This is a genomic window from Halomonas sp. KHS3 (assembly GCF_000830495.1).
Classification (GTDB): Bacteria; Pseudomonadota; Gammaproteobacteria; order Pseudomonadales; family Halomonadaceae; genus Vreelandella; species Vreelandella titanicae.
Genome location: NZ_JWHY01000008.1, coordinates 95,024 through 114,489, shown reverse-complemented (window position 1 = coordinate 114,489; position 19,466 = coordinate 95,024). Strand labels below are relative to the sequence as shown.

The following is a 19,466-nucleotide window of genomic DNA, read 5'->3' as shown; positions in this document are numbered from 1 at the left end:
AGTCTCGCCGTCATTGAGATTAAGCATTCAATAAGAGCGTTTGAAAGGCCTTATAGGCCGCCACCACCGTTGCCATTTGCGCGGTATGCGCCTGCACAAAGGGCTCGCCGGTTAGGGTTTCATCAGGGTATTCAGTGATCAGCATCAATGGCGTTAATTGATTGGCATCTTCCGAGATTAGGTAGGGGAAGCCGTTCAACATCGGGAAGGTTAACGCTCCTGCATGAGTCTCAAATAACGCAATTTGCGCGGCATTAAATTCGACCAGCCCAGGCACTTGCGCAAGCTGCTGGGTAACGGCTTCCACCAACTGCTCGGCGGCTGTTTTGTAGCCTGGCTGATGGCGCAGGATCAAAAAGAAGCCCTTGGGAATCGTCCACATCTCAAAGCCGCGGGGCACGTAACCGCTTAACGGCCGCGTCCACTCATGGGCCGGGTAGCCGTGCAGATTGATATGCAGTCCGGCATTACTGAAAGCAAATGCCTGTTCACGAATAGCATGTTCAAATGGCTGCCCAAGCGGCTGGCTCTGGAGGTCATTACCAAAGGCGGTATAGCGCGCCGCGTGGTGCATATGGCGTGGCTGAGTGGCGACGAGCCGGCCTTGCAATGCGTAGCCATCAGGATTTTCCAGCGGCGAAATGACGAAGTGGGCCTCAGGCTCACCGCTAAGCTGCGCCGCAGCACGCAACGCCCCCACCACGCCGGAGGTTTCGTTGGCATGCTGCCCCGCACTGATCATAACGGCGCGGTCACTGCCGACGATATAACGCGCCTCTACCGCTCTCCCCGCTCGCGTATTGGCCTGTAACGCCTGACCACCCAGCGCTGCCAATAACGCCTCTATTTGCTCAACGCCGATAGCCTGCTGAGCGCTCTCCAGTTCGACCTCGGCCCGCGGCAGTTGGGAGGCATCCAAAGGCCGTAGGCTGACGTTTAAATAGGCTCGCTCCCCCTGAGAGGAGACTTCCGGCACAATCTGCCCCGGCTGAATGGATCGATCCCCCAGCGCCAAACCTGCGCGGCGCTGAAAATACTCCAGCGCTGAGAAATAGAGCTCTTCATGGAGCGCCTCGGCAAGGCTGATATGCTCATCGTCCAACGCTAAACGGCGGTCACTACAGGGCAACTGCACCGTAAAGTTGAGCTCTTCAAAGTAGGGCGATGCTGTCTGCCACTGGGTTGAGGATAACGTCGCCATCGCCGCTTGAAACAGCGCTTCATAGTCCGTCTCAACAATTGACTCGCTTACCTCGCCATTGGGAGAGGTGAGCCGCAGCCAGCCACAGGGTGAGCACTGTGCTTCATCTACATGATCTAAATGTTGACGGTTAGGTGCATCAACCCAATACGTTTCCCGCTCCCCAGTGCTACGCTCCACACGAACGCGATAATGAAGAGGTGTAGAAATAGTGGTTGAAATAGTGGCAGGCGTAGCATCAACTTCTTCCCAGCATAGCGCTACACCTTGCGGAAGTAGCGCCGCCAGCGGGTAGGCTTCCAGCAGAAAGCGGCGCGGCGCATGTGCTAACACCGGGTACTCAATTACCAGCGACCGCAGCGACGCCCACGAGAACTCCTCTAAAAAGAAGTGCACCAGGGGCTTATAGGCACTGCGCAGGCGCGCACTAATACCAGCAGCCTTGAAGGCCGTTTCTGTGGCTTGGCGTTCGCTTTCATCGTCGAAGACCCACGCCTCCAACTGATAGCCTTGATAGGCAGGCGTGGCGTACTCATCAAGCAAAGATCGCGTGGTGCGTGGAAACGAGCGCTCTAACAAGATCTCGATACGGGGATCGTTGGTCATAAGGAGGTGCGTCCGGTGGGATCCAAGGCATCCCGGAGCCAGTCACCCAGCAGGTTCAGCCCTAGCACGGTTAACAGAATAGCCAAGCCAGGGAACACACTAACCCACCACGCCGTTTGCAGATAGGTACGCCCTTCCGCCAGCATGCCGCCCCAACTGGGAATCACTGGATCCACGCCCAAGCCTAAAAAGGTCAGGCTGCTCTCAAGCAGAATATTATTGGCCACATTGAGGGTCATCAGCACGATGACGGGGCCAATCAGATTCGGCAACAGATGCTGGAACAGAATACGAATATCTTTCACCCCAATCGCTTTGGCCGCCAGAATAAATTCGCGGTCGCGCAGCGATAGCACCGAGCCGCGCACCAAGCGCGCGTACTGCACCCACTGGGAGATAATCAGCAGAATAATCATATTGGTTAGCCCGCCACCAATCACGGCGATAAAGGTAATCGCCAGCAGAATAAAGGGCAGCGCGAGCTGCACGTCGGCAAAGCGCATCACGATCATATCCAGGAACCCGCCGTAGTAGCCGGATACCAACCCCATAATGATGCCGATCACCACCGCCCCAAGGGCGGAGTAAACCCCAACTTTTAGCGAGATTTCACCGCCGATAATCACCCGCGCGAGCACGTCCCGGCCTAATGGATCCGTGCCCAGGGGAAAGCCAGGCTCCACCAGTGGCGGCGTTAAACGGTAGGCTAAGTTAAGCTCTGAACCTCCTCCGGGAAATAGCCAGCCGGAGAAGATCACCGCTAAACCAATACCGCCCACAAGCAGTACGCCAAGGATAAACTCAAGGTTTTTAAAGCGTTTCAATTTGTCGGTTTTAATAGCTGCGGTCATGGTTATTCCTTGCGCACCCTGGGGTCAACCAGGCCATAGGCGATATCAACAAGCAGGTTAATGGAGATGATCATTAACGAGAGCACGGTAATAACGCCTTGTAAGACGGGGTAGTCCCGGGCCGATACGGCTTCGAAAGCCAAGGTGCCTAGTCCTGGCCAGTTAAAGACACGCTCGACCACCACGATACCGCCCAACAGACCACCGAACTGCAAACCAAAATAGGTGATCAGCGGAATGGAGCAGTTACGCAGCGCATGTTTGTAGAGTACGACCGTGTTGGAAAGGCCTTTTGCCCGCGCCACCATGATGTACTGAGAGCGGAGGGTATCCAGCATAGTGGTTCGCACAAGGCGCACGTTGGTGGCGGTTAGAATGATCCCCATCGTCGCCGCGGGCATAATGAAGCTGGAGAAGCCCTCCATGCCACTGGGCGGCAGCAGATTAAAAGTGATGGAGAGCAGCAGCACCAGCATGATGGCCAGCCAGAAGTTAGGAAAAGAGAGCCCGATCAGGGAAAAAATCCTGATCATCTGGTCGGGCCACCTTCCCCGCGATACCGCGGCCTTAATACCCAGCGGTATCGATACCACGATAGACACAAACAGCGAGGCAAAAGCCAGCGCCAAGGTGGCGGGCAGCGCGCGACCAATCAAGTCACTCACTGGGGTTCCGCCCATAAAGCTGCGCCCAAAATCACCCACCACCAGACCGCGCAGGAAACCGATGTACTGGGCCAGGAAGGATTGATTCAAACCCAAGGCTTCACGAATCCTTTCCAGATCCGCCTCGGTAATACTACCCGCCCCTTGCGCCAGCATGACCGCCGGATCACCGGTTAACCTGATCGCAAAAGAGACGATCAGCGTCACGGCGATCACCACAAAGACGGCCTGCAGTATTCGATAAAGAAGAAATTTTGCCACTATGACCCCAAGCCCGAAACGCTTACATGAAGCTTTTGTGAAGTGTCAGTGTGAAGAGCCGACCGCCCTTTCAAGCGGCCGGATGGCGTCACGTTTATTCACTAACGTCCACGTTGGTTAAACGCATACGGTTATCCGGGGCAGGTTCAAAATTCTCCACCCGGTCACTGACACCGTAGAGGGCATTGATGCTATAGAGCGGCATTTCCAAGGCGCGATCCTGGGTATACTGCGCAATCGCCTGGAGCAGCGTTTCTCGCTCTTCCTGATCAGTAATGCTGCGCTGGGCTTCGAGCATTTCATCTAACTCAGCGTCGCTATCATAAGGATTCCAGCGTTCGCCCGTGTGGTACATCAGGTAAGCGGTATTGTCGAAGTCGAACGTCCAACCGCCCCATTTCTGCTGGAACATCTCCCCAGTGCGGCCTGCCGGGATAATGTCGTTAAGTAGCACATTGGTTTCATATGGCTGGATCGAAGCGGTAATCCCCACCCCTTGTAGGTAAGACGCCACTACCTGGGCCACCTCACCAAAGGTGGCGTCGTTACCGCGCACATCAATCTGTACTGTTGCGCCTTGCTCGACGCCCGCTTCATCCAGCAGTTTGCGAGCCTGCTGCGGATCGTACGGCAGGGGCTCCATATCAGGGTCGTTGCCGAAGGACTGAGCGCCCTGGAAGCTGGCGATCATTTCTCCCTCACCAGCCAGGATGGAGTCGATAATCGCCTGTCGATCCACGGCCATGATCAAGGCTTTACGCACGCGTTCGTCGGCGGTAATACCGGATTGGGTGTTGAACCGAATCGCTTCCACCGTCGGCGAAGCCACGCTAACGATGCTGGCGCCGTCGTGGTTATTGATGGTGTCGATCATGCCGATAGGAATCGTCGGCGGAATAACGATATCAACCCGCCCAGCCTGCAGTTCAGCCACGGCGGTGGAAGGCTCGGAGATAAAGCGGTAAGTCACTTCGTCAAGTTTCGGCGCGCCGCCCCAGTGGTCAGCAAAGGCCTCAAGCTGAACGTCTTCACGAGGATTATATTCCACTACTTTGAAAGGCCCAGTGCCTACCGGATGGGTATTGAAGTGTTCATCACCATGCTCGGTCAGATACTCCGGTGGCACAATCATCGCCCCGTAGCCTGCTAGCTTAGTGAGCAGTACTGGGTCGGGCTCATTCAGGTGGAAGTCAACTGTGTACTCATCGATGACTTCCACGCTTTCAATCGCCGTGTAGTTGGAGCGCTGGGGCCCCTGCCCACCTTCCTCACCTAATAAGCGATCAAAGGTAAACTTTACCGCTTCAGCATTGAAGGGCTCGCCATTATGGAAGGTGACGCCTTCACGCAGAGTGAAACGGATACGGGTACCATCATCCAGTTCCTCCCACTCGGTTGCCAGACCGGGCACCAGCTCTAAATCAGGGCCTCGATAAGTCAAACCATCGAAAATATTGGTGGCAACCGAGGCCCAATTCACCAAAAAAGTGTCGATGGGATCCCAGCTACCCGGATCTTGCGGCGAAGCAATCGTTAATGAACCAGCCTGCGCAGAGGCAGAGAAGGCAGCGCTCAGAGCCATACCGGCGATGGCACCATTGAGCACGCGTTTGTTTTTCTTCATGGGATTACTCCTGTTGTTGTCTCACAGTTTTTATACCATCAGGAAACTAACTATGATGCCAAACGCTCGGCGCTGCCTACTTCCTGGGCAACGAAATGACCGCTAGCCACCTGCACTAATGGCCAATGTTCTGGCTCATCACCGACCTTACGAATGGGGCTAAGAATATCGCCCTGCAGCAATGTACGCTCCCGCCTCTGTGCGGGGTCGGCCACGGGCACAGCGCTCAACAGCTTGCGTGTATAGGAGTGCTGAGGCGAATCAAACACCGCTCGGCGCTCGCCTAACTCAACGACTTGGCCAAGGTGTAATACCGCTACGCGGTGGCTCATTTTTTCCACCACTGCCATATCGTGACTAATGAACAGATAGGCCAAGCCTTCGTCTTGCTGCAACTCCATGAGCAGGTGAATGATCTGCGCCTGGATGGAAACATCGAGGGCGGATAGCGCTTCATCAGCAATGATCAACTTAGGCTTGGAAGCCAGAGCGCGGGCAATACATACCCGTTGGCGCTGGCCGCCGGAAAATTCATGGGGATAGCGCTCAGCCTGATCAGCACTCAAACCAACGCGCTCAAGTAACTGATTAACGCGCTGACGGATTGCTTTAGCACCGTGCAACAAGCCGTGCGTACGAATGGGTTCGGCTATCGAAAAGCCCACGGTTTTGCGGGGATCCAAGGAGGCAAACGGATCTTGAAAAATGTACTGCACTTCTTGGCGCAGGCGCATTTTTTCTGCCCGGGACATATCGGCTACGGCCTTGCCACCAAAGCGTATCGTGCCACTGGTGCTTTCCTGCAACTGCTGAATGGTGCGCCCGATGGTCGACTTGCCAGATCCCGACTCCCCTACCAGCGCCAGCGTCTCTCCAGGAAAAATGCTGAAACTGACATTTTCCACCGCATGGACGCGATGGCTAACCCCCCCAAAGAAGCCTTTTCGGATATCGAAGCGGGTGACTAAATTTTCTATCTCCACCACCGGGGCTGCATCGGTTCTAGCGGTATCCTGCTGACGACTTTCACCCAGAGTGCGCGCAACATTGCCATCCAGCACCACTAATGGATCCATGCGTGGAAGGACTTCGCCCTGCATGCTGCCAAGTTTAGGCACCGCCGCTAACAGTGCTTGGGTATAGGGGTGTTGGGGGCGGGCGAAAATCTCCTCCACCGAGGCTTCCTCGACCTTTTCGCCATGGCGCATGACTACTACCTGGTCGGCCATCTCCGCCACCACCCCCATATCGTGGGTAATGAAGATAACAGCCATCCCTAGTTCCTGCTGCAGGTCACGCATGATGGTAAGTATCTGCGCTTGAATGGTGACATCCAATGCGGTGGTGGGCTCATCGGCAACCAGCACTTTTGGTCGGCAGGCCAGCGCCATCGCTATCATCACTCGTTGGCGCATGCCGCCGGATAGCTGGTGGGGGTATCGTTTTAACAGCGCTTCAGCATCGGCCAAGCGCACCAGTTTTAACAGTTTTACTGCTTCGACCCGCGCCGCGTCTTGGGTTAGCTTCTCATGCAATACCAGCACTTCGGTAATCTGATCGCCAATAGTGTAAACCGGATTCAGCGATGTCATTGGCTCCTGAAAAATCATGGCAATCTCTTTGCCACGTATCTTGCGCATCGCCTTATCCGAAAGCTGGGTAAGATCTTGCGGTTGAGAGCCACTGGCGTCACGGTGGAACAGTATTGTGCCGCTGGTAATCTCAGCATTCATGTACTCCACCAAGCGCATAATAGCCAGTGAAGTCACCGATTTACCCGAGCCAGATTCGCCAACGATTGCCGTCGTTTTACCGGGATAAACATCAAAACTCAGGTTTTTAACAACCTGGTTGGAGCCAAAATTCACGCCCAAGGAGCGAACCGATAGCGCTGGTGTAATGGTCACAAGATGTATTGCCCCCTGCTCTTAGATAGCGTTTTTTTAAAACGTTAGTCGAGTAGACATATCCTTTCAAACTACTCATCTTATTAAACTTTTGTCAATACATCGTTATTAAGCACCTACTAATTCTTCTGCCATTAAAAAATTCGGCTACCTGTTAAGACATACATCTCGCGCACAAAAAAAGCCCCATCGCAGGAGCTTTTGATCGCAGTTAGTGCTGATGGGTGCTGTTACCCCACCCGGTGCTGCTTGAGCACGGTAAGGCTTCTCTCTTCCTCGCTTTGCGGCTGGGAAGGTGCTTGACGGGTGCCGACCAGCACGTACCACTCGACCTCTGAAAGGTAGGTTTGGCACCAGCGGCCAAGGTCGGCGGCGCTCTCCTCGCGGCTAGAATCGCCGCAGCGGTAGTCGTTCGCCAAATGAAGGAGGTCTTGACGGGCGGTACGCGCACGGGCGTTGCCACCGTGTACTTTTACCAGCGGGCAGCGTCGGTCATAGGCAGCGTTGGTTAACGCATTAAGCCAACGCTCCAATTCATGTGCCTGAATTCCACCATACACTGCCACGCTTGAGCTCCCTGCCCCGTTGAAAGGGCAATAGCCTGCCCGATTTAGGGGCCGCTGTCACGGTTAACCTTTACCCTTGTTTAGATGCAGTTCCAGACCGTTTTATAGCGCCTGTTCAAAACCTTGTAACACGTTGACTACATTGACACCTATTTCATCTACAGCATAGCCCCCTTCCATCAGAAACACGCTGGGTAAGCCTACTTGGGCCAGGCGCTCACCTAACGCTGTGAAATCTGCGCTGGTAAAGGTGAAGGCACTTATGGGGTCACCTTCGAAGATATCGACCCCTAACGATACGATCAGGCATTCACACTCCGCGGCTTTAATTTGCGCCAAGGCTAGCTCAAGTGTGGCCATCCACCTGGTAACGCTGGTGCCCGGAGGCAACGGGTAATTGACGTTAAAGCCCTTGCCTTGCCCTTCGCCGTTTTCATCAGCGTAGCCCAAATAGTAAGGAAATGTGACTTCAGGGTCGCCGTGCAGTGAGATAAACAGCACATCATCACGCTTGTAGAAAATCTGCTGGGTGCCGTTGCCGTGGTGAAAGTCGACATCAAGAATGGCGACCCGACGTTTGCCTGCATCCAGCGCTCGCTGGGCGGCAATGGCGGCATTGTTAAAGAAGCAGTAACCGCCAAACTGATCAAACGCGGCGTGGTGCCCTGGCGGCCGGCATAAACCAAAACTGGGTTCGCCGGTTTGTAGCGTATGTTCTAGCGCGCCTAACGCCACGTCTTTACTCGCCATGGCGGCTTCAAAGGTGCCTGCTGAGATCGACGTTTCCGCCGCCAGCGCGTAGTAGCCTAGCTGACCACTAACCGATCGCGGGATGCGGTCACCACGCATGGTTCGTGCGGGCCAAATATTGGGAATCGCCTCCCCCTCATGCCCAGCCGCCCGCCACTCTTGCCAACAGTTGGCTAGAAACGTTACGTACTCTTTGTCATGCACCGCTAATACGGGGGCTAACCCATAAGCGCTAGGGGTACGAATATCGCCAAGCCCGGACTGGTGAAGATGCTTTAGCACTAGATCAAGGCGTTCGGGGCACTCAAACGGAGTCACCAAAGCGCCATCGTGCAACTCCGTGCGCGCTTGGCGTAAACGGCTATCCTCTGAATAAAATGTCAGCATGTGGGTTCCTTAATCTACGCCTAACGGTAAAGATACTAGTTAGCTTCTAATTGTACAGGCCACTGCTTGGCCCAGCGGCGCTTTTGGCTCGGCGATTGTTGCTTTAACTGATATTCAGCCCGGCTTGCAGCGGCGCGGTCTTCAAACGGTTCGGCACCCAACAGCGCAACGGGCGGATTCGCACGAGTATAACGCGCCCCTTTGCCGGTGCAGTGCGCTTGATAACGCTTTGCCAGGTTATTGGTAATGCCGGTATAGGTGCCGCGCTGGCACTCCAGCAAATAGAGATACCATTGCGGTTCGGCTTTGTGAGGCTGAACGATGCCACTATTCACCGCAACATACCTTTAATTTACGCCCACTACCACATAAGCACGGGTCGTTGCGGCGTGGTTTCAGGCGGGTAAGCGTGGGTGTTCCGTCTATATACCACCAGCGTTGCTGCTCTTTAACGAAGCGGGAGACCTCTTCTAATACATGCCAGCCTTTTTGCACTCGCCCCCTTTCATAAAAACAGGCACGAAAATGCACGTAACCGATATTGTCGAGCGGCGGTTCTGCGGAGACGATAGATAGCGACTTCCACTCAGCGTCAGGATCAGGCGCAAGCTCTGCAGGGCGGGTAGAGGGGTGCCATGTCGCCAACAGGTAGTCGCTACGCCCTAGCACAAAAGCCACATAGCGAGAGCGCATCAAAGCTTCAGGCGTGGGGGCAAGCCCGCCTTGGTGATAACGGCCACAGCACTTATCAAGCGTTAATAAGCTACCACAGGGGCAACTTGGATTAGTTGTGGAGGTCATAGAAAAGCTCGTTAGTCACATCTTTTATAGCCTAACCGATACGCCCTATGCGCGTCGCCCGACGCGTATCACTATTGTTCGATATTTATGCTGCGTTAGGTATATAGTAGTGGGGCAATACATTCAGACGATGGGGTACGAAACACGATCGATCATTCTTTCCAAAATTTTTGGAGGTTCTCCTATGAAGGTCTTTAAACCGGAATGGCAGTGCACGTTTAGCGTAAACGAAGGCGCGGAAGAATCAGCAACTTGGAAAGAGAAAATCGCGTGGCGGCTCAGGGGAGTTGCGGATCGGCTGGAAGGTGGTGGGCGCACGGTAAAAATCGATTACCGAGTGACGCCAGCGGTTAGCCAACAGGAAGTCGACACTTGCTTAGGCAAGGGCTTCGAAGTAACTCAACGCCTGCTAACGCAGTTAGCCCAACAGCAGGCGTGCGAAGATGTGATGCGCCATGCCAAAGCTGAGCTGTTTGAACAACATCCTCAGCACTGAAAAAGCGACATGGTATGAAAGCACTACAAAAAATCCCACCCCATTAACCGGGTGGGATTTTTTTTGGGCAGTGATTAGCTAGTTAGACAGTCTTCTCTAACGCTCTACCCATCTTCGTTAGAAAATCCTCACACGCTTCAAGCTGCTCAATATCAATATATTCATCGGGCTGATGCGCCTGGGCGATGCTGCCAGGGCCAAGAATTATTGTCTGCAAGCCCTGGCCCTGGAACTGCCCCGCTTCCGTGGCGTAAGCCACCGCGTGGTCGCAGCACACTGCTGGCAAATGGTCTTTGGCTAGGCGAAGTACCTGATCGTTTTCGCGGTCGGCCAGGCCCGGCACTGTCACGTTTAGCGGCTCAGTAGTAATTTCAACGTGCTTGCCTTTGGCCTGCAGCTCAGCGCTTAGCTGGGCGCAATAGGCCTCAAAGCGCGCGTATATTTCGTCGAAGGTGTCCGTGGGCAGATGGCGAATTTCCCACTCGAACTGGCACTCCCGCGCCATAATATTGATCGCCGTACCACCTTTGATTTTGCCGACGTGCAGGCTGGTGTGAGGCACGTTAAAGGCCTCATCGATGCGCCCCTCTTCCACCAACGCCGCCATGGTGTCCTCAATAAAGGTCACTAGCCTTGCCGCTACGTGAATGGCTGAGGTGCCTTGATTGACCTGGCTGCTGTGAGCTTCCTGACCAATCACGGTGGTACGCAGATTGGTCGCCCCTTTCTGCGCTACCACTGGCTGCATGCTGGTGGGCTCGCCGACAATCACATGGGCGGTGGTGGAGTAGTGCTCGTAAAAGCGCTTAATGAGGCTTGGCGCACCCACGCAGCCGATCTCTTCGTCATAGGAGAAACCCAGATAAATCGGCTGCTGCAGAGGCGCTTTCGTCCAAGTGGGCACCATCGACAATACGCAGGCGATAAAACCTTTCATATCGCAGGTGCCACGCCCATAAAGGCGCCCATCGCCACCATCACGCAGGGTGAACGGATCGCTCGACCACGGCTGCCCCGCCACCGGTACCACATCGGTATGCCCGGAAAGCATCACACCGCCCGGCGCCTCTGGGCCAATTCTTGCGATCAGGTTGGCCTTGGTACCGCAGGGGCTCATCACCCGCTCGGCGCTAACGCCATACTCGGCCAAATAGCCTTCCACATACTCAATCAGCGCCAGATTAGATTCACTGGAAGTGGTATCGAATGACACCAGCTTCGTCAGTAAAGTGGTCACGTCAGTCATACTGCTCTCGTTAGTTGGACTCTTCCTATCACACTATCATCGCCCTCTTCCTTTTCCTACTCAGTAGGCCTGCTGGCAGCGCAATGTTGACTGTCACGGCAGGTTCATCGTGCATTCACTAAAACGTCATCTACACTTCTTACTGTTCAGTGCATCTAAAAATCTCAACAAACGCATTGCACGCCTGACTAAGTTCAGGCCTATAAGGAGCTTGTTATGTCTCGTTTCACACTGCACGCGCTTGCCGTAGGGGTGGCGACGGCCAGCCTAAGCCTGTCTGCTCAGGCGGCAACAGAGATTAGCTGGTGGCACGCCATGGGCGGCCAACTGGGCGAAATTCTCGAAGAGATGACCCAAGACTTCAACGAGTCTCAAGACGACTACCACGTTACTCCCAGCTATCGCGGCACCTATACCGAAACGATGACGGGCGCGATCGCCGCCTTCCGTGCCAACGAGCAGCCGCATATCCTGCAGGTGTTTGAAGTCGGCACTGGCACCATGATGAACGCCAAAGGCGCCATCTACCCAGTGTACGAGCTGATGGAAGAGCATGGCCGCGCTTTCGATAAAGAAGCCTTCCTGCCCGCCGTCGTGGGTTATTACACCGACACCAACGGCAATATGCTTTCTTTCCCGTTTAACTCCTCTACGCCAATCATGTACTACAACCGGGACATGTTTGAAGAAGCAGGCCTGGATCCCGAGCAGCCCCCACAAACATGGGACGAAGTGGCCGATTTTTCACGCCAAATTGTCGACTCTGGTGCGGCCAGCTGTGGCTTTACCACCTCCTGGCCTAGCTGGGTCATGCTGGAAAACTTCTCCGCTTGGCATAACGTGCCGCTAGGTACACTGGAAAACGGCTTTGGCGGTATGGAAACCGAGTTTACCTTCAACAATGAGCTGGTCGCTCGCCACTGGGACAACCTCCACGACTGGCAGGAAGAAGGTGTCTTTAAATGGGGTGGCCCCGGCTCCGGCCCCGACTCTGAGCCGATGTTCTACTCCCAGGACTGCGCGATTTTCTTCGGCTCTTCTGCTTCACGTGCGGATGTCGCCGCCAATTCAGAATTTGAAGTTGGCTTTGGCATGCAGCCCTACTACGACGACGTAGAAGGCGCACCGCAGAACTCAATTATCGGTGGCGCCACTCTGTGGGCACTGCAGGGCCATAGCGATGACGAATACGAAGCCGTTGCGGCGTTCTTTGAGTACCTCTCCCAGCCCGAAGTACAGGCACAGTGGCACCAGCAAACTGGCTACCTGCCCATCACTCAGGCCGCTTGGGATCTGAGCCAAGAACAGGGCTACTACGAAGAGAATCCAGGCGCGGATATTTCGCTGAAACAGATGACTCTCAACGAGCCGACCGAGAACTCCAAAGGCCTACGCTTTGGTAACTTCGTGCAGATTCGCGACATCATCTCCGAAGAGATGGAAGCGGTGATGACCGGTGACAAATCGGGTCAGGAAGCAGCGGATGAAGCAGTAGCACGCGGCAATGATCTGCTCCGTGATTTTGAAGCTGCCAACCAGTAAATAAGTACTCACTTCGCCGCCTACCCTTCTGGGTAGGCGGCGATTTCGTTTGTTGATGCTTATTTTTGCTAACAATTTGCAGAGCTGCCCATGCAAACCAAACGCATGACCTACCCTGGTCGCTTTTTGCCCTACGCGCTGCTGGCGCCCCAGGTGATTGTGACACTGATTTTCTTTATCTGGCCTGCGGGCCAGGCGCTGTATCAGTCGCTACTGCGCGAAGACGCCTTTGGGCTGCGCTCAACGTTTGTGGGTCTTGAGAACTTTGCCCGTCTATTTCGTGACGGCAGTTATGTCAATTCGCTATCGGTGACGGTGGTATTCGCCGTGGGCACTACCCTGCTATCGATGACAGTGGCGCTTTTATTGGCCAGTACCGTCAACCGGATGATTCGCTCACGCAGCACCTACACCACGCTACTGGTGTGGCCCTACGCCATCGCCCCCGCCCTTGCGGGCGTGTTGTGGTGGTTTATCTTCAACCCCTCTATCGGCATTGTGCCCTATATGCTGGAAATGGTGGGTTACCAGTGGAACCACCGTAACTCGGGCAGTGACGCCATGCTGCTGGTGATTTTTGCCGCCGCCTGGAAGCAGATATCCTATAACTTTTTGTTTTTCCTGGCGGGCTTACAGTCAATCCCGCAATCGCTGATTGAAGCCGCCTCCATTGACGGCGCCAGCCCGACTAAGCGCTTCTGGACGATTATTTTCCCGCTGCTCACGCCTACCACCTTCTTCTTGCTGGTGGTTAACGTGGTGTACGCCATGTTCGACACCTTCGCGATCATTCACGCCACCACCGCAGGCGGTCCCGCTCAGGCCACGAACATACTGGTTTACAAAGTGTATGCCGACGGCTTTGTCGGGCTAAACCTTGGCTCGTCCGCGGCTCAGTCGGTGATTCTGATGGTGATTGTGGTGGCATTAACGATGATTCAGTTCCGCTTTATTGAGCGCCGCGTCAACTACTAGGGCCTGTTGAGGTTTCACTCACGGCCGCGCTGGAGCCCGTTTTTATTCGCGGCAAGGCAGGAGGAGAGAGGTTTGGTGATTCCAAATGAACGACGACTAACGCCGCCGCGGGTAAAAACGGGCCCAGCCCTACGGGTTGCCCCACAAATCGCGGTTCGCGATGAAACGTCAACAGGCCCTAGCCTTTGGGAGAACGTTAATGGTTGAAAACCGCCCTTGGGCTAACCTGATAGCCCATATTGTTTTGATCTCTGGTGTCGCGCTGGTGGTTTTTCCGGTGTATGTCGCGATCATCGCCTCTACCCATTCCCTATCGGGTTTGCTGCAGGGTACGCTGCCACTGCTGCCCGGTGGCCACGGGATCGAAAACTACACGCGCATGTGGCAGTCGGGCGTCTCCAATGCCGGCGCACCGCCGGCCGCCCTGATGCTGTGGAACAGTTTTATAATGGCCATGGCGATCACAGTGGGTAAGCTGTCTATTTCGCTGCTTTCCGCCTTTGCCATCGTCTACTTCCGTTTCCGCTTCCGGATGTTCTTCTTCTGGGTGATCTTCGTCACGTTGATGCTGCCGGTGGAAGTGCGCATTATTCCGACTTTTCAGGTCGTTGCGGATCTTAAAATGCTCAATAGCTTTGCCGGGCTATCGATCCCGCTGATTGCCTCGGCTACCGCAACCTTCTTGTTCCGCCAGTTCTTTATGACCATTCCCGAAGAGATGCTCGAAGCCGCCCGAGTCGATGGCGCCGGGCCACTGAAGTTTTTTAAAGACATCTTAATGCCGCTGTCGGTGACCAATATCGCCGCGCTGTTTGTGATCATGTTTATCTACGGCTGGAACCAGTACCTCTGGCCGTTAATTATCACTACCGACCCTGATTATTACACCATCGTAATGGGCATTCAGCGCATGACTTCTGAAGAGAACCCACAGTGGCAATTAGTGATGGCCGCGGTGGTCATGGCAGCGCTGCCGCCTGTATTAGTGATTCTGTTTATGCAACGCCTATTTGTGAAAGGCCTGACCGAGACGGAGAAATAAGATGGCCAGCATTACCTTGGAAGGGCTAAAGAAAACCTATAGCGGCGATGTTCATGCCGTCAAAGGCATCGACTTACAGATTGAAGATGGCGAGTTTGTGGTGCTGGTGGGGCCTTCCGGCTGCGGCAAATCTACCCTACTCCGCATGGTGGCGGGGCTTGAAACCATTACCGAAGGCACGCTCAAAATCGGTGACCGGGTGGTCAATAAGCTAGAGCCCGCCGAGCGCGATATCGCCATGGTGTTCCAGAACTACGCGCTCTACCCGCATATGACGGTGTACAACAACCTAGCTTACGGCCTCAAGAACCGCGGGTTTAACAAAGAAGACATTGAAAAGCGCGTGCGAATTGCCGCCAAAATGCTCGAGATCGAAGAGTTTCTGGAGCGCAAACCGCGCAAGCTCTCTGGTGGTCAGCGCCAGCGCGTCGCCATGGGCCGCGCGTTGGTGCGCGACCCGGCAGCCTTTCTATTCGATGAGCCACTTTCCAACCTGGATGCCAAACTGCGCGTGCAGATGCGCGTGGAGATCAAACAGCTGCAGCGGCGCCTGAAGACTACCAGCCTGTATGTGACCCACGACCAGCTGGAAGCCATGACACTGGGTGACCGTTTAGTGGTTCTTAACGCCGGGCAGATTGAGCAAGTGGGCACACCCATGGATATCTACGCCCGCCCCGCCAGCATGTTTGTGGCCGGGTTTATCGGCTCCCCCGCCATGAACATGCTGCCGGTGGATTACTTGAACGAACAAGGCGCCAATGGCCTGCTGGATAACCTGCCCGACGGCACCGATGTCGTCGGCATTCGACCGGATGATATGCATCTAACGCCGCCGACCGCGCCTCACCTAATTGTCGACTCAACGCTGGCGCTGTTTGAAGCCGCGGGGGCCGAAAGCCACCTATATGTGACCCTCGCCGATAGCGACCAGCCTACAGTCATCCGCGTTTCGGGGCAGCCGCCCGTTGCCGAAGGCGAAACCCTGCGATTTTTTGTGACCCGCGACGCTCTGCATCCTTTCAACAGCGCCACGGGAAAACGCACCGGGGATTGAATACCTATCCCCCGAAAGACAAAACAAGAAAAACAAGAAAAACAAGTCAACGGAGAAACCATGCGCTACGTTTGAGATAAAGCTTACGGATCTCCCTTGATGAGTACTGAACCTTCATACGTCGATGACCTGTATCGTGAGCACTCCCGGCGCGTGCAGGCGACGCTGATACGCCTGCTGGGGGATTTTGAACTAGCCGAAGAAGCCATGCAGGATGCCTTTGTGGCGGCGGTTCAACAGTGGCCGGTTAACGGCAAACCTGACAACCCCACGGCATGGCTAATTCGCACCGGCTACCACTGCGGAATAGACCAAATTCGCCAACGCAGTACTGCTCGCCGTCGGGCTCACTTGCTATTACCCACAGATGAAGCGCTGGATCTTGAGCCCACCACCATCGAAGATGACGCCTTGCGGCTGCTATTCACCTGCTGCCACCCAAGTTTGAGCATGGAAGCACGGATTGCCCTGACGCTTCGCGAGATGTGCGGTTTGACCACTGAGCAAGTAGCCAGCGCGCTACTGATGAAGCCTACGACGCTGGCACAGCGTATCGTACGAGCCAAACGCAAAATTCGCGATGCGCATATCCCTTATGCCGTGCCTACCCAGGAAGAGCTGCCCGAGCGTTTACCCGATGTGCTCCAAGTCATCTATCTGGTCTTCAACGAAGGCTACTCGCGCAGCACGGGCGCCAGCGTGGTCGATATCAGCCTAACAAAAGAAGCCATGCGACTGGGCAATGAGCTGGCACGGCTACTGCCCCAGGGGGAGGTATTTGGGCTGATGGCCTTAATGCTGCTTAATGATGCCCGCCGGGATGCGCGTCAGGATAGCGACGGGGAACTGGTCACCCTGGATGCTCAGGACAGACGCCTATGGCGCCAAGAGGATATCCAGACCGGCATTGCATGGCTGGAACAGGCGCTGGCGCTCACCCCCACCGGGTACTACACCCTTCAGGCGTCGATTGCCGCCGTACATGCCCAGGCTAGCCGCGCCGAGCTGACTGATTGGGGGCGCATCGTCAGGCTCTACGACGCCCTCTGCCGACGTTTTCCATCACCCATCCTGGCGCTGAACCGTGCGGTCGCCATTGCCATGAATGGTGCACCCGATACCGGCCTGAAGTTACTCGACGACATCGCTCAACACCCGCAAATCAACCGCTATTATCTATTTCATGCCGCCAAAGCGGATTTACTGCGTCGCCAAGGCCAGCATGAGGCCGCGCGCAGCGCCTATCAACAGGCGCTACTATTGGTCACCCTGGATCCAGAAAAACGCTTTTTGCTAAAGCGGTTAAACGAACTAGAGCCAGCTCCATAAACATTCGTTAGCCCCGCATAGAGATCGACATGTCGCCATAGATATTTGCCTGAACCGTCGGGCGCCGCAGGTACTCATGGGGAAATCCTAAAGGCACCGCGCTGACCTCGTCGAGCCGTGCCAATTGGTCACCTGTCAGTTCCAGTTCGAGTGCAGCCAGATTGGCTTCAAGCTGACTTATCGATCGCGCTCCAATGAGCGGTGCAGCCATACCAGGACGGGTGAGCAGCCATGCTAAAGCCACAGTGGCAGGTGATGTATTTTGTTCCGTAGCGACCTGTTTCACTTCGTCAATAATGCGAAAGCTGCGTTCGGGGACGGGCCCCGCCTCGGTCACGATGGCGGCACGGCTGCCGCTGACCACGTTTTCGGGTACGAGTGCAGCACGATTGTACTTCCCCGTCAGGAGTCCACTCGCCAGCGGTGACCAGGGCATGATACCCATCCCCATTTCACGCGCCATCGGAACCAAGTCACCTTCCACGCTGCGCTCAATCAGATTGTATTCCAGCTGCATTGCAACCATTGGCGACCAGCCCCGGAGATCGGCGATAGCCTGCATCCGTGAAGCCTGCCAGGAAGGGATATCCGACAGCCCCAGATAAACGACCTTTCCTGCTGCCACCAAATCATCCATGGCGCGCAGAATCTCTTCCACGGGAGTGGTGAAATCCCAGGCGTGCAGATACAGCAGGTCGATATAGTCGCTGCCCAGGCGCGTCAGGCTGTCTTCTACCGAACGAACCATGCTACGTCGGCTGTTGCCTCCAGAGTTGGGGTCATCACCGCGCATCGGCAAGGTGTATTTTGTGGCAATGACCAGGCGATCCCGTTTCCCCTGGGCGAAACGGCCGACAAAGGACTCGGAAGTGCCACCCGTATAGTAATTCGCCGTATCAATGAAGTTGCCGCCGTGATCGACGTAGCGATCAAAGAGCGCGCGGGAGGTCGACTCGTCGGCGCCGAAGCTCCATTTCGTGCCGAAAGTCATGGTGCCTAGCGCCATAGGCGATATTTTCAGGCCAGAACGGCCCAGCAAGCGGTAATGGTCGAGCTGCATGGGATTCTCCCTAAGCTGTTGGTTTCCGCAATGGTGGGCTTGTTCTTAAACTGACAGAATACACCGATATATTCATGGACTATGAAGCTGAAATGAACAATGAAAGGTAGCGATGTGGCGGAATTGGGTGCCTTCGTGGCAATCGTTGAACATGGCAATTTCGCACGAGCGGCGGGATGGCTCGGTGTTTCGCCCTCGGCATTCAGCCAGACGATCCAGCGGTTAGAGGCACGCTTAGGACAGCGCCTTTTGAACCGAACCACTCGAACCACGCGGCCAACGGAGGCGGGCCAACAGTTGTATGAGCGAGTTCGGCCCGCTCTGAAGGAGATTTCAGCGGCTCAAGCGCAGTTGCTGGAGCAACAGGACGAGCTTGGCGGACGGTTGCGGATCAATGCGTCGCGCGCTGGGGCTGCTTATGCGCTGGCACCACATCTGGCTAGCTTTGCCGAGACTTACCCTGGAATTGAAGTCGAGATCGTCGTCTCTGATCGTTTGGAAAATGTGGTGGCTAGTGAGTGTGATGCCGGACTGCGGCTCGGTGAGAGCCTGGAACAGGATATGGTGGGAGTGCCAATGAGCGAGCCGCTACGTTGGATTGCGGTGGCATCGCCGCTCTATCTGGCTCGGGCAGGGACACCGGAGCATCCCGCTGCTTTGAAGGAACACACCTGTATCAATATGCGCTGGCCCAGCGGAGGACATCTGTTCCATTGGGAATTCGAGTGCGAAGGTCAGTCCGTTCGGGTGGCTGTGACCGGCCCGCTGTGTACCAACGATGTGGCAACGCGACTGCGTGCGGTCAAGGATGGACTTGGTATTGGTTATTTCCTTGAGCCGGAGGTGAGGGGCTTGCTATCGGCCGGCGATGCCGTTGAGGTGCTGGAGTCTTGGTGTCCAAGGGAGCCAGGGTTCTACCTCTACTACCCAGGCAACCGACTAGTCACTCCGCAACTTCGGGCGTTTCTCGATCATGTCATGGCGCGCCGTCGGAAAGTCGTTGCTACGTAATAAGATCATTTAACCTGCATCCGATAGCAGAAGGAAATCAACCAGATATTCCGATTACCAAAAATAATATCTAGGCTGTGTCGATCCGT

The 19,466-nt window shown here is 55.3% G+C and carries 18 protein-coding genes; 7 read left to right on the top strand and 11 right to left on the bottom strand.

Annotated features, from left to right (window positions below; genetic code table 11):
- Positions 1-19 precede the first annotated feature (19 nt).
- The 9 genes from RO22_RS17635 to RO22_RS17595 all read right to left on the bottom strand — a co-directional run bounded on the left by RO22_RS17635 (position 20) and on the right by RO22_RS17595 (position 9,619).
- Positions 20-1,807 (bottom strand): peptidase M14, encoded by a 1,788-nt coding sequence (locus tag RO22_RS17635; RefSeq protein WP_084625421.1) that lies wholly within the window; start codon positions 1,805-1,807, stop codon positions 20-22.
- On the bottom strand, positions 1,804-2,658 hold the full coding sequence (locus RO22_RS17630; RefSeq protein ID WP_009287872.1) for an ABC transporter permease: 855 nt from the start codon (positions 2,656-2,658) through the stop codon (positions 1,804-1,806). The genes RO22_RS17635 and RO22_RS17630 overlap by 4 nt, the downstream gene beginning before the upstream one ends.
- Before the next feature lie 2 nt (positions 2,659-2,660).
- Complete coding sequence (locus RO22_RS17625) at positions 2,661-3,584, bottom strand: ABC transporter permease (protein ID WP_009287871.1); 924 nt, start codon at positions 3,582-3,584, stop codon at positions 2,661-2,663.
- Positions 3,585-3,678: 94 nt separating this feature from the next.
- The gene (locus RO22_RS17620; protein ID WP_041158922.1) at positions 3,679-5,208 is read right to left on the bottom strand and encodes an ABC transporter substrate-binding protein; all 1,530 of its coding nucleotides are present in this window, start codon (positions 5,206-5,208) and stop codon (positions 3,679-3,681) included.
- 50 nt (positions 5,209-5,258) lie between these two features.
- A complete protein-coding gene (locus RO22_RS17615) occupies positions 5,259-7,115 on the bottom strand; it encodes an ABC transporter ATP-binding protein (protein ID WP_052475669.1) in 1,857 nt (618 codons plus the stop codon).
- Positions 7,116-7,345: 230 nt separating this feature from the next.
- On the bottom strand, positions 7,346-7,681 hold the full coding sequence (locus tag RO22_RS17610) for a hypothetical protein (protein ID WP_041158920.1): 336 nt from the start codon (positions 7,679-7,681) through the stop codon (positions 7,346-7,348).
- Between the two features lie 102 nt (positions 7,682-7,783).
- Positions 7,784-8,818 carry a histone deacetylase family protein gene (locus tag RO22_RS17605; RefSeq protein ID WP_027958175.1) on the bottom strand — a complete coding sequence of 345 codons (1,035 nt, stop codon included), beginning with the start codon at positions 8,816-8,818 and terminating at the stop codon, positions 7,784-7,786.
- A 35-nt stretch (positions 8,819-8,853) separates the two neighbouring features.
- Positions 8,854-9,153 (bottom strand): GIY-YIG nuclease family protein, encoded by a 300-nt coding sequence (locus RO22_RS17600; protein WP_052475668.1) that lies wholly within the window; start codon positions 9,151-9,153, stop codon positions 8,854-8,856.
- Complete coding sequence (locus RO22_RS17595; protein WP_041158919.1) at positions 9,146-9,619, bottom strand: YchJ family protein; 474 nt, start codon at positions 9,617-9,619, stop codon at positions 9,146-9,148. The genes RO22_RS17600 and RO22_RS17595 overlap by 8 nt, the downstream gene beginning before the upstream one ends.
- A 184-nt stretch (positions 9,620-9,803) precedes the next feature.
- Between RO22_RS17595 and RO22_RS17590 the strand changes: the two genes are divergently transcribed.
- A complete protein-coding gene (locus RO22_RS17590) occupies positions 9,804-10,115 on the top strand; it encodes a hypothetical protein (RefSeq protein ID WP_022520780.1) in 312 nt (103 codons plus the stop codon).
- A gap of 82 nt (positions 10,116-10,197) precedes the next feature.
- Here RO22_RS17590 and argE read toward each other — a convergent pair whose 3' ends face one another.
- Entirely contained in the window at positions 10,198-11,361 is a 1,164-nt protein-coding gene (gene argE, locus RO22_RS17585; RefSeq protein ID WP_041158918.1) for an acetylornithine deacetylase, read from the bottom strand.
- A gap of 216 nt (positions 11,362-11,577) precedes the next feature.
- Here argE and ugpB point away from each other — a divergent pair, with 216 nt between their 5' ends.
- The 5 genes from ugpB (at position 11,578) to RO22_RS17560 (ending at position 17,306) form a co-directional block, all read left to right on the top strand.
- Entirely contained in the window at positions 11,578-12,903 is a 1,326-nt protein-coding gene (gene ugpB, locus RO22_RS17580; protein ID WP_041158917.1) for a sn-glycerol-3-phosphate ABC transporter substrate-binding protein UgpB, read from the top strand.
- Between the two features lie 90 nt (positions 12,904-12,993).
- Positions 12,994-13,878, top strand: a complete 885-nt coding sequence (ugpA, locus tag RO22_RS17575; RefSeq protein ID WP_009288107.1) for a sn-glycerol-3-phosphate ABC transporter permease UgpA — start codon at positions 12,994-12,996, stop codon at positions 13,876-13,878.
- 199 nt (positions 13,879-14,077) lie between these two features.
- Entirely contained in the window at positions 14,078-14,920 is an 843-nt protein-coding gene (gene ugpE, locus RO22_RS17570) for a sn-glycerol-3-phosphate ABC transporter permease UgpE (protein WP_022520784.1), read from the top strand.
- A 1-nt stretch (position 14,921) separates the two neighbouring features.
- Positions 14,922-15,977, top strand: coding sequence for a sn-glycerol-3-phosphate import ATP-binding protein UgpC (locus RO22_RS17565; protein ID WP_039860199.1), 1,056 nt, complete (start codon positions 14,922-14,924; stop codon positions 15,975-15,977).
- Between the two features lie 99 nt (positions 15,978-16,076).
- Entirely contained in the window at positions 16,077-17,306 is a 1,230-nt protein-coding gene (locus RO22_RS17560) for an RNA polymerase sigma factor (RefSeq protein WP_039860200.1), read from the top strand.
- A gap of 7 nt (positions 17,307-17,313) precedes the next feature.
- Here RO22_RS17560 and RO22_RS17555 read toward each other — a convergent pair whose 3' ends face one another.
- A complete protein-coding gene (locus tag RO22_RS17555) occupies positions 17,314-18,366 on the bottom strand; it encodes an aldo/keto reductase (protein ID WP_009288110.1) in 1,053 nt (350 codons plus the stop codon).
- Between the two features lie 99 nt (positions 18,367-18,465).
- Here RO22_RS17555 and RO22_RS17550 point away from each other — a divergent pair, with 99 nt between their 5' ends.
- Positions 18,466-19,377: a LysR family transcriptional regulator gene (locus RO22_RS17550; protein WP_041158916.1), complete on the top strand. Its 912-nt coding sequence runs from the start codon at positions 18,466-18,468 to the stop codon at positions 19,375-19,377.
- Positions 19,378-19,466 lie beyond the last annotated feature (89 nt).

Bases quoted from the DNA above. Each gene is read 5' to 3' on its own strand.
- ugpE (WP_022520784.1), top strand. From the start codon at position 14,078: ATGGTTGAAAACCGCCCTTGGGCTAACCTGATAGCCCATATTGTTTTG.
- RO22_RS17635 (WP_084625421.1), bottom strand. From the start codon at position 1,807: ATGACCAACGATCCCCGTATCGAGATCTTGTTAGAGCGCTCGTTTCCA.
- RO22_RS17590 (WP_022520780.1), top strand. From the start codon at position 9,804: ATGAAGGTCTTTAAACCGGAATGGCAGTGCACGTTTAGCGTAAACGAA.
- RO22_RS17630 (WP_009287872.1), bottom strand. From the start codon at position 2,658: ATGACCGCAGCTATTAAAACCGACAAATTGAAACGCTTTAAAAACCTT.
- RO22_RS17550 (WP_041158916.1), top strand. From the start codon at position 18,466: ATGAAAGGTAGCGATGTGGCGGAATTGGGTGCCTTCGTGGCAATCGTT.
- RO22_RS17620 (WP_041158922.1), bottom strand. From the start codon at position 5,208: ATGAAGAAAAACAAACGCGTGCTCAATGGTGCCATCGCCGGTATGGCT.
- argE (WP_041158918.1), bottom strand. From the start codon at position 11,361: ATGACTGACGTGACCACTTTACTGACGAAGCTGGTGTCATTCGATACC.
- RO22_RS17560 (WP_039860200.1), top strand. From the start codon at position 16,077: ATGAGTACTGAACCTTCATACGTCGATGACCTGTATCGTGAGCACTCC.
- RO22_RS17595 (WP_041158919.1), bottom strand. From the start codon at position 9,619: ATGACCTCCACAACTAATCCAAGTTGCCCCTGTGGTAGCTTATTAACG.
- ugpB (WP_041158917.1), top strand. From the start codon at position 11,578: ATGTCTCGTTTCACACTGCACGCGCTTGCCGTAGGGGTGGCGACGGCC.
- RO22_RS17605 (WP_027958175.1), bottom strand. From the start codon at position 8,818: ATGCTGACATTTTATTCAGAGGATAGCCGTTTACGCCAAGCGCGCACG.
- ugpA (WP_009288107.1), top strand. From the start codon at position 12,994: ATGCAAACCAAACGCATGACCTACCCTGGTCGCTTTTTGCCCTACGCG.
- RO22_RS17555 (WP_009288110.1), bottom strand. From the start codon at position 18,366: ATGCAGCTCGACCATTACCGCTTGCTGGGCCGTTCTGGCCTGAAAATA.
- RO22_RS17565 (WP_039860199.1), top strand. From the start codon at position 14,922: ATGGCCAGCATTACCTTGGAAGGGCTAAAGAAAACCTATAGCGGCGAT.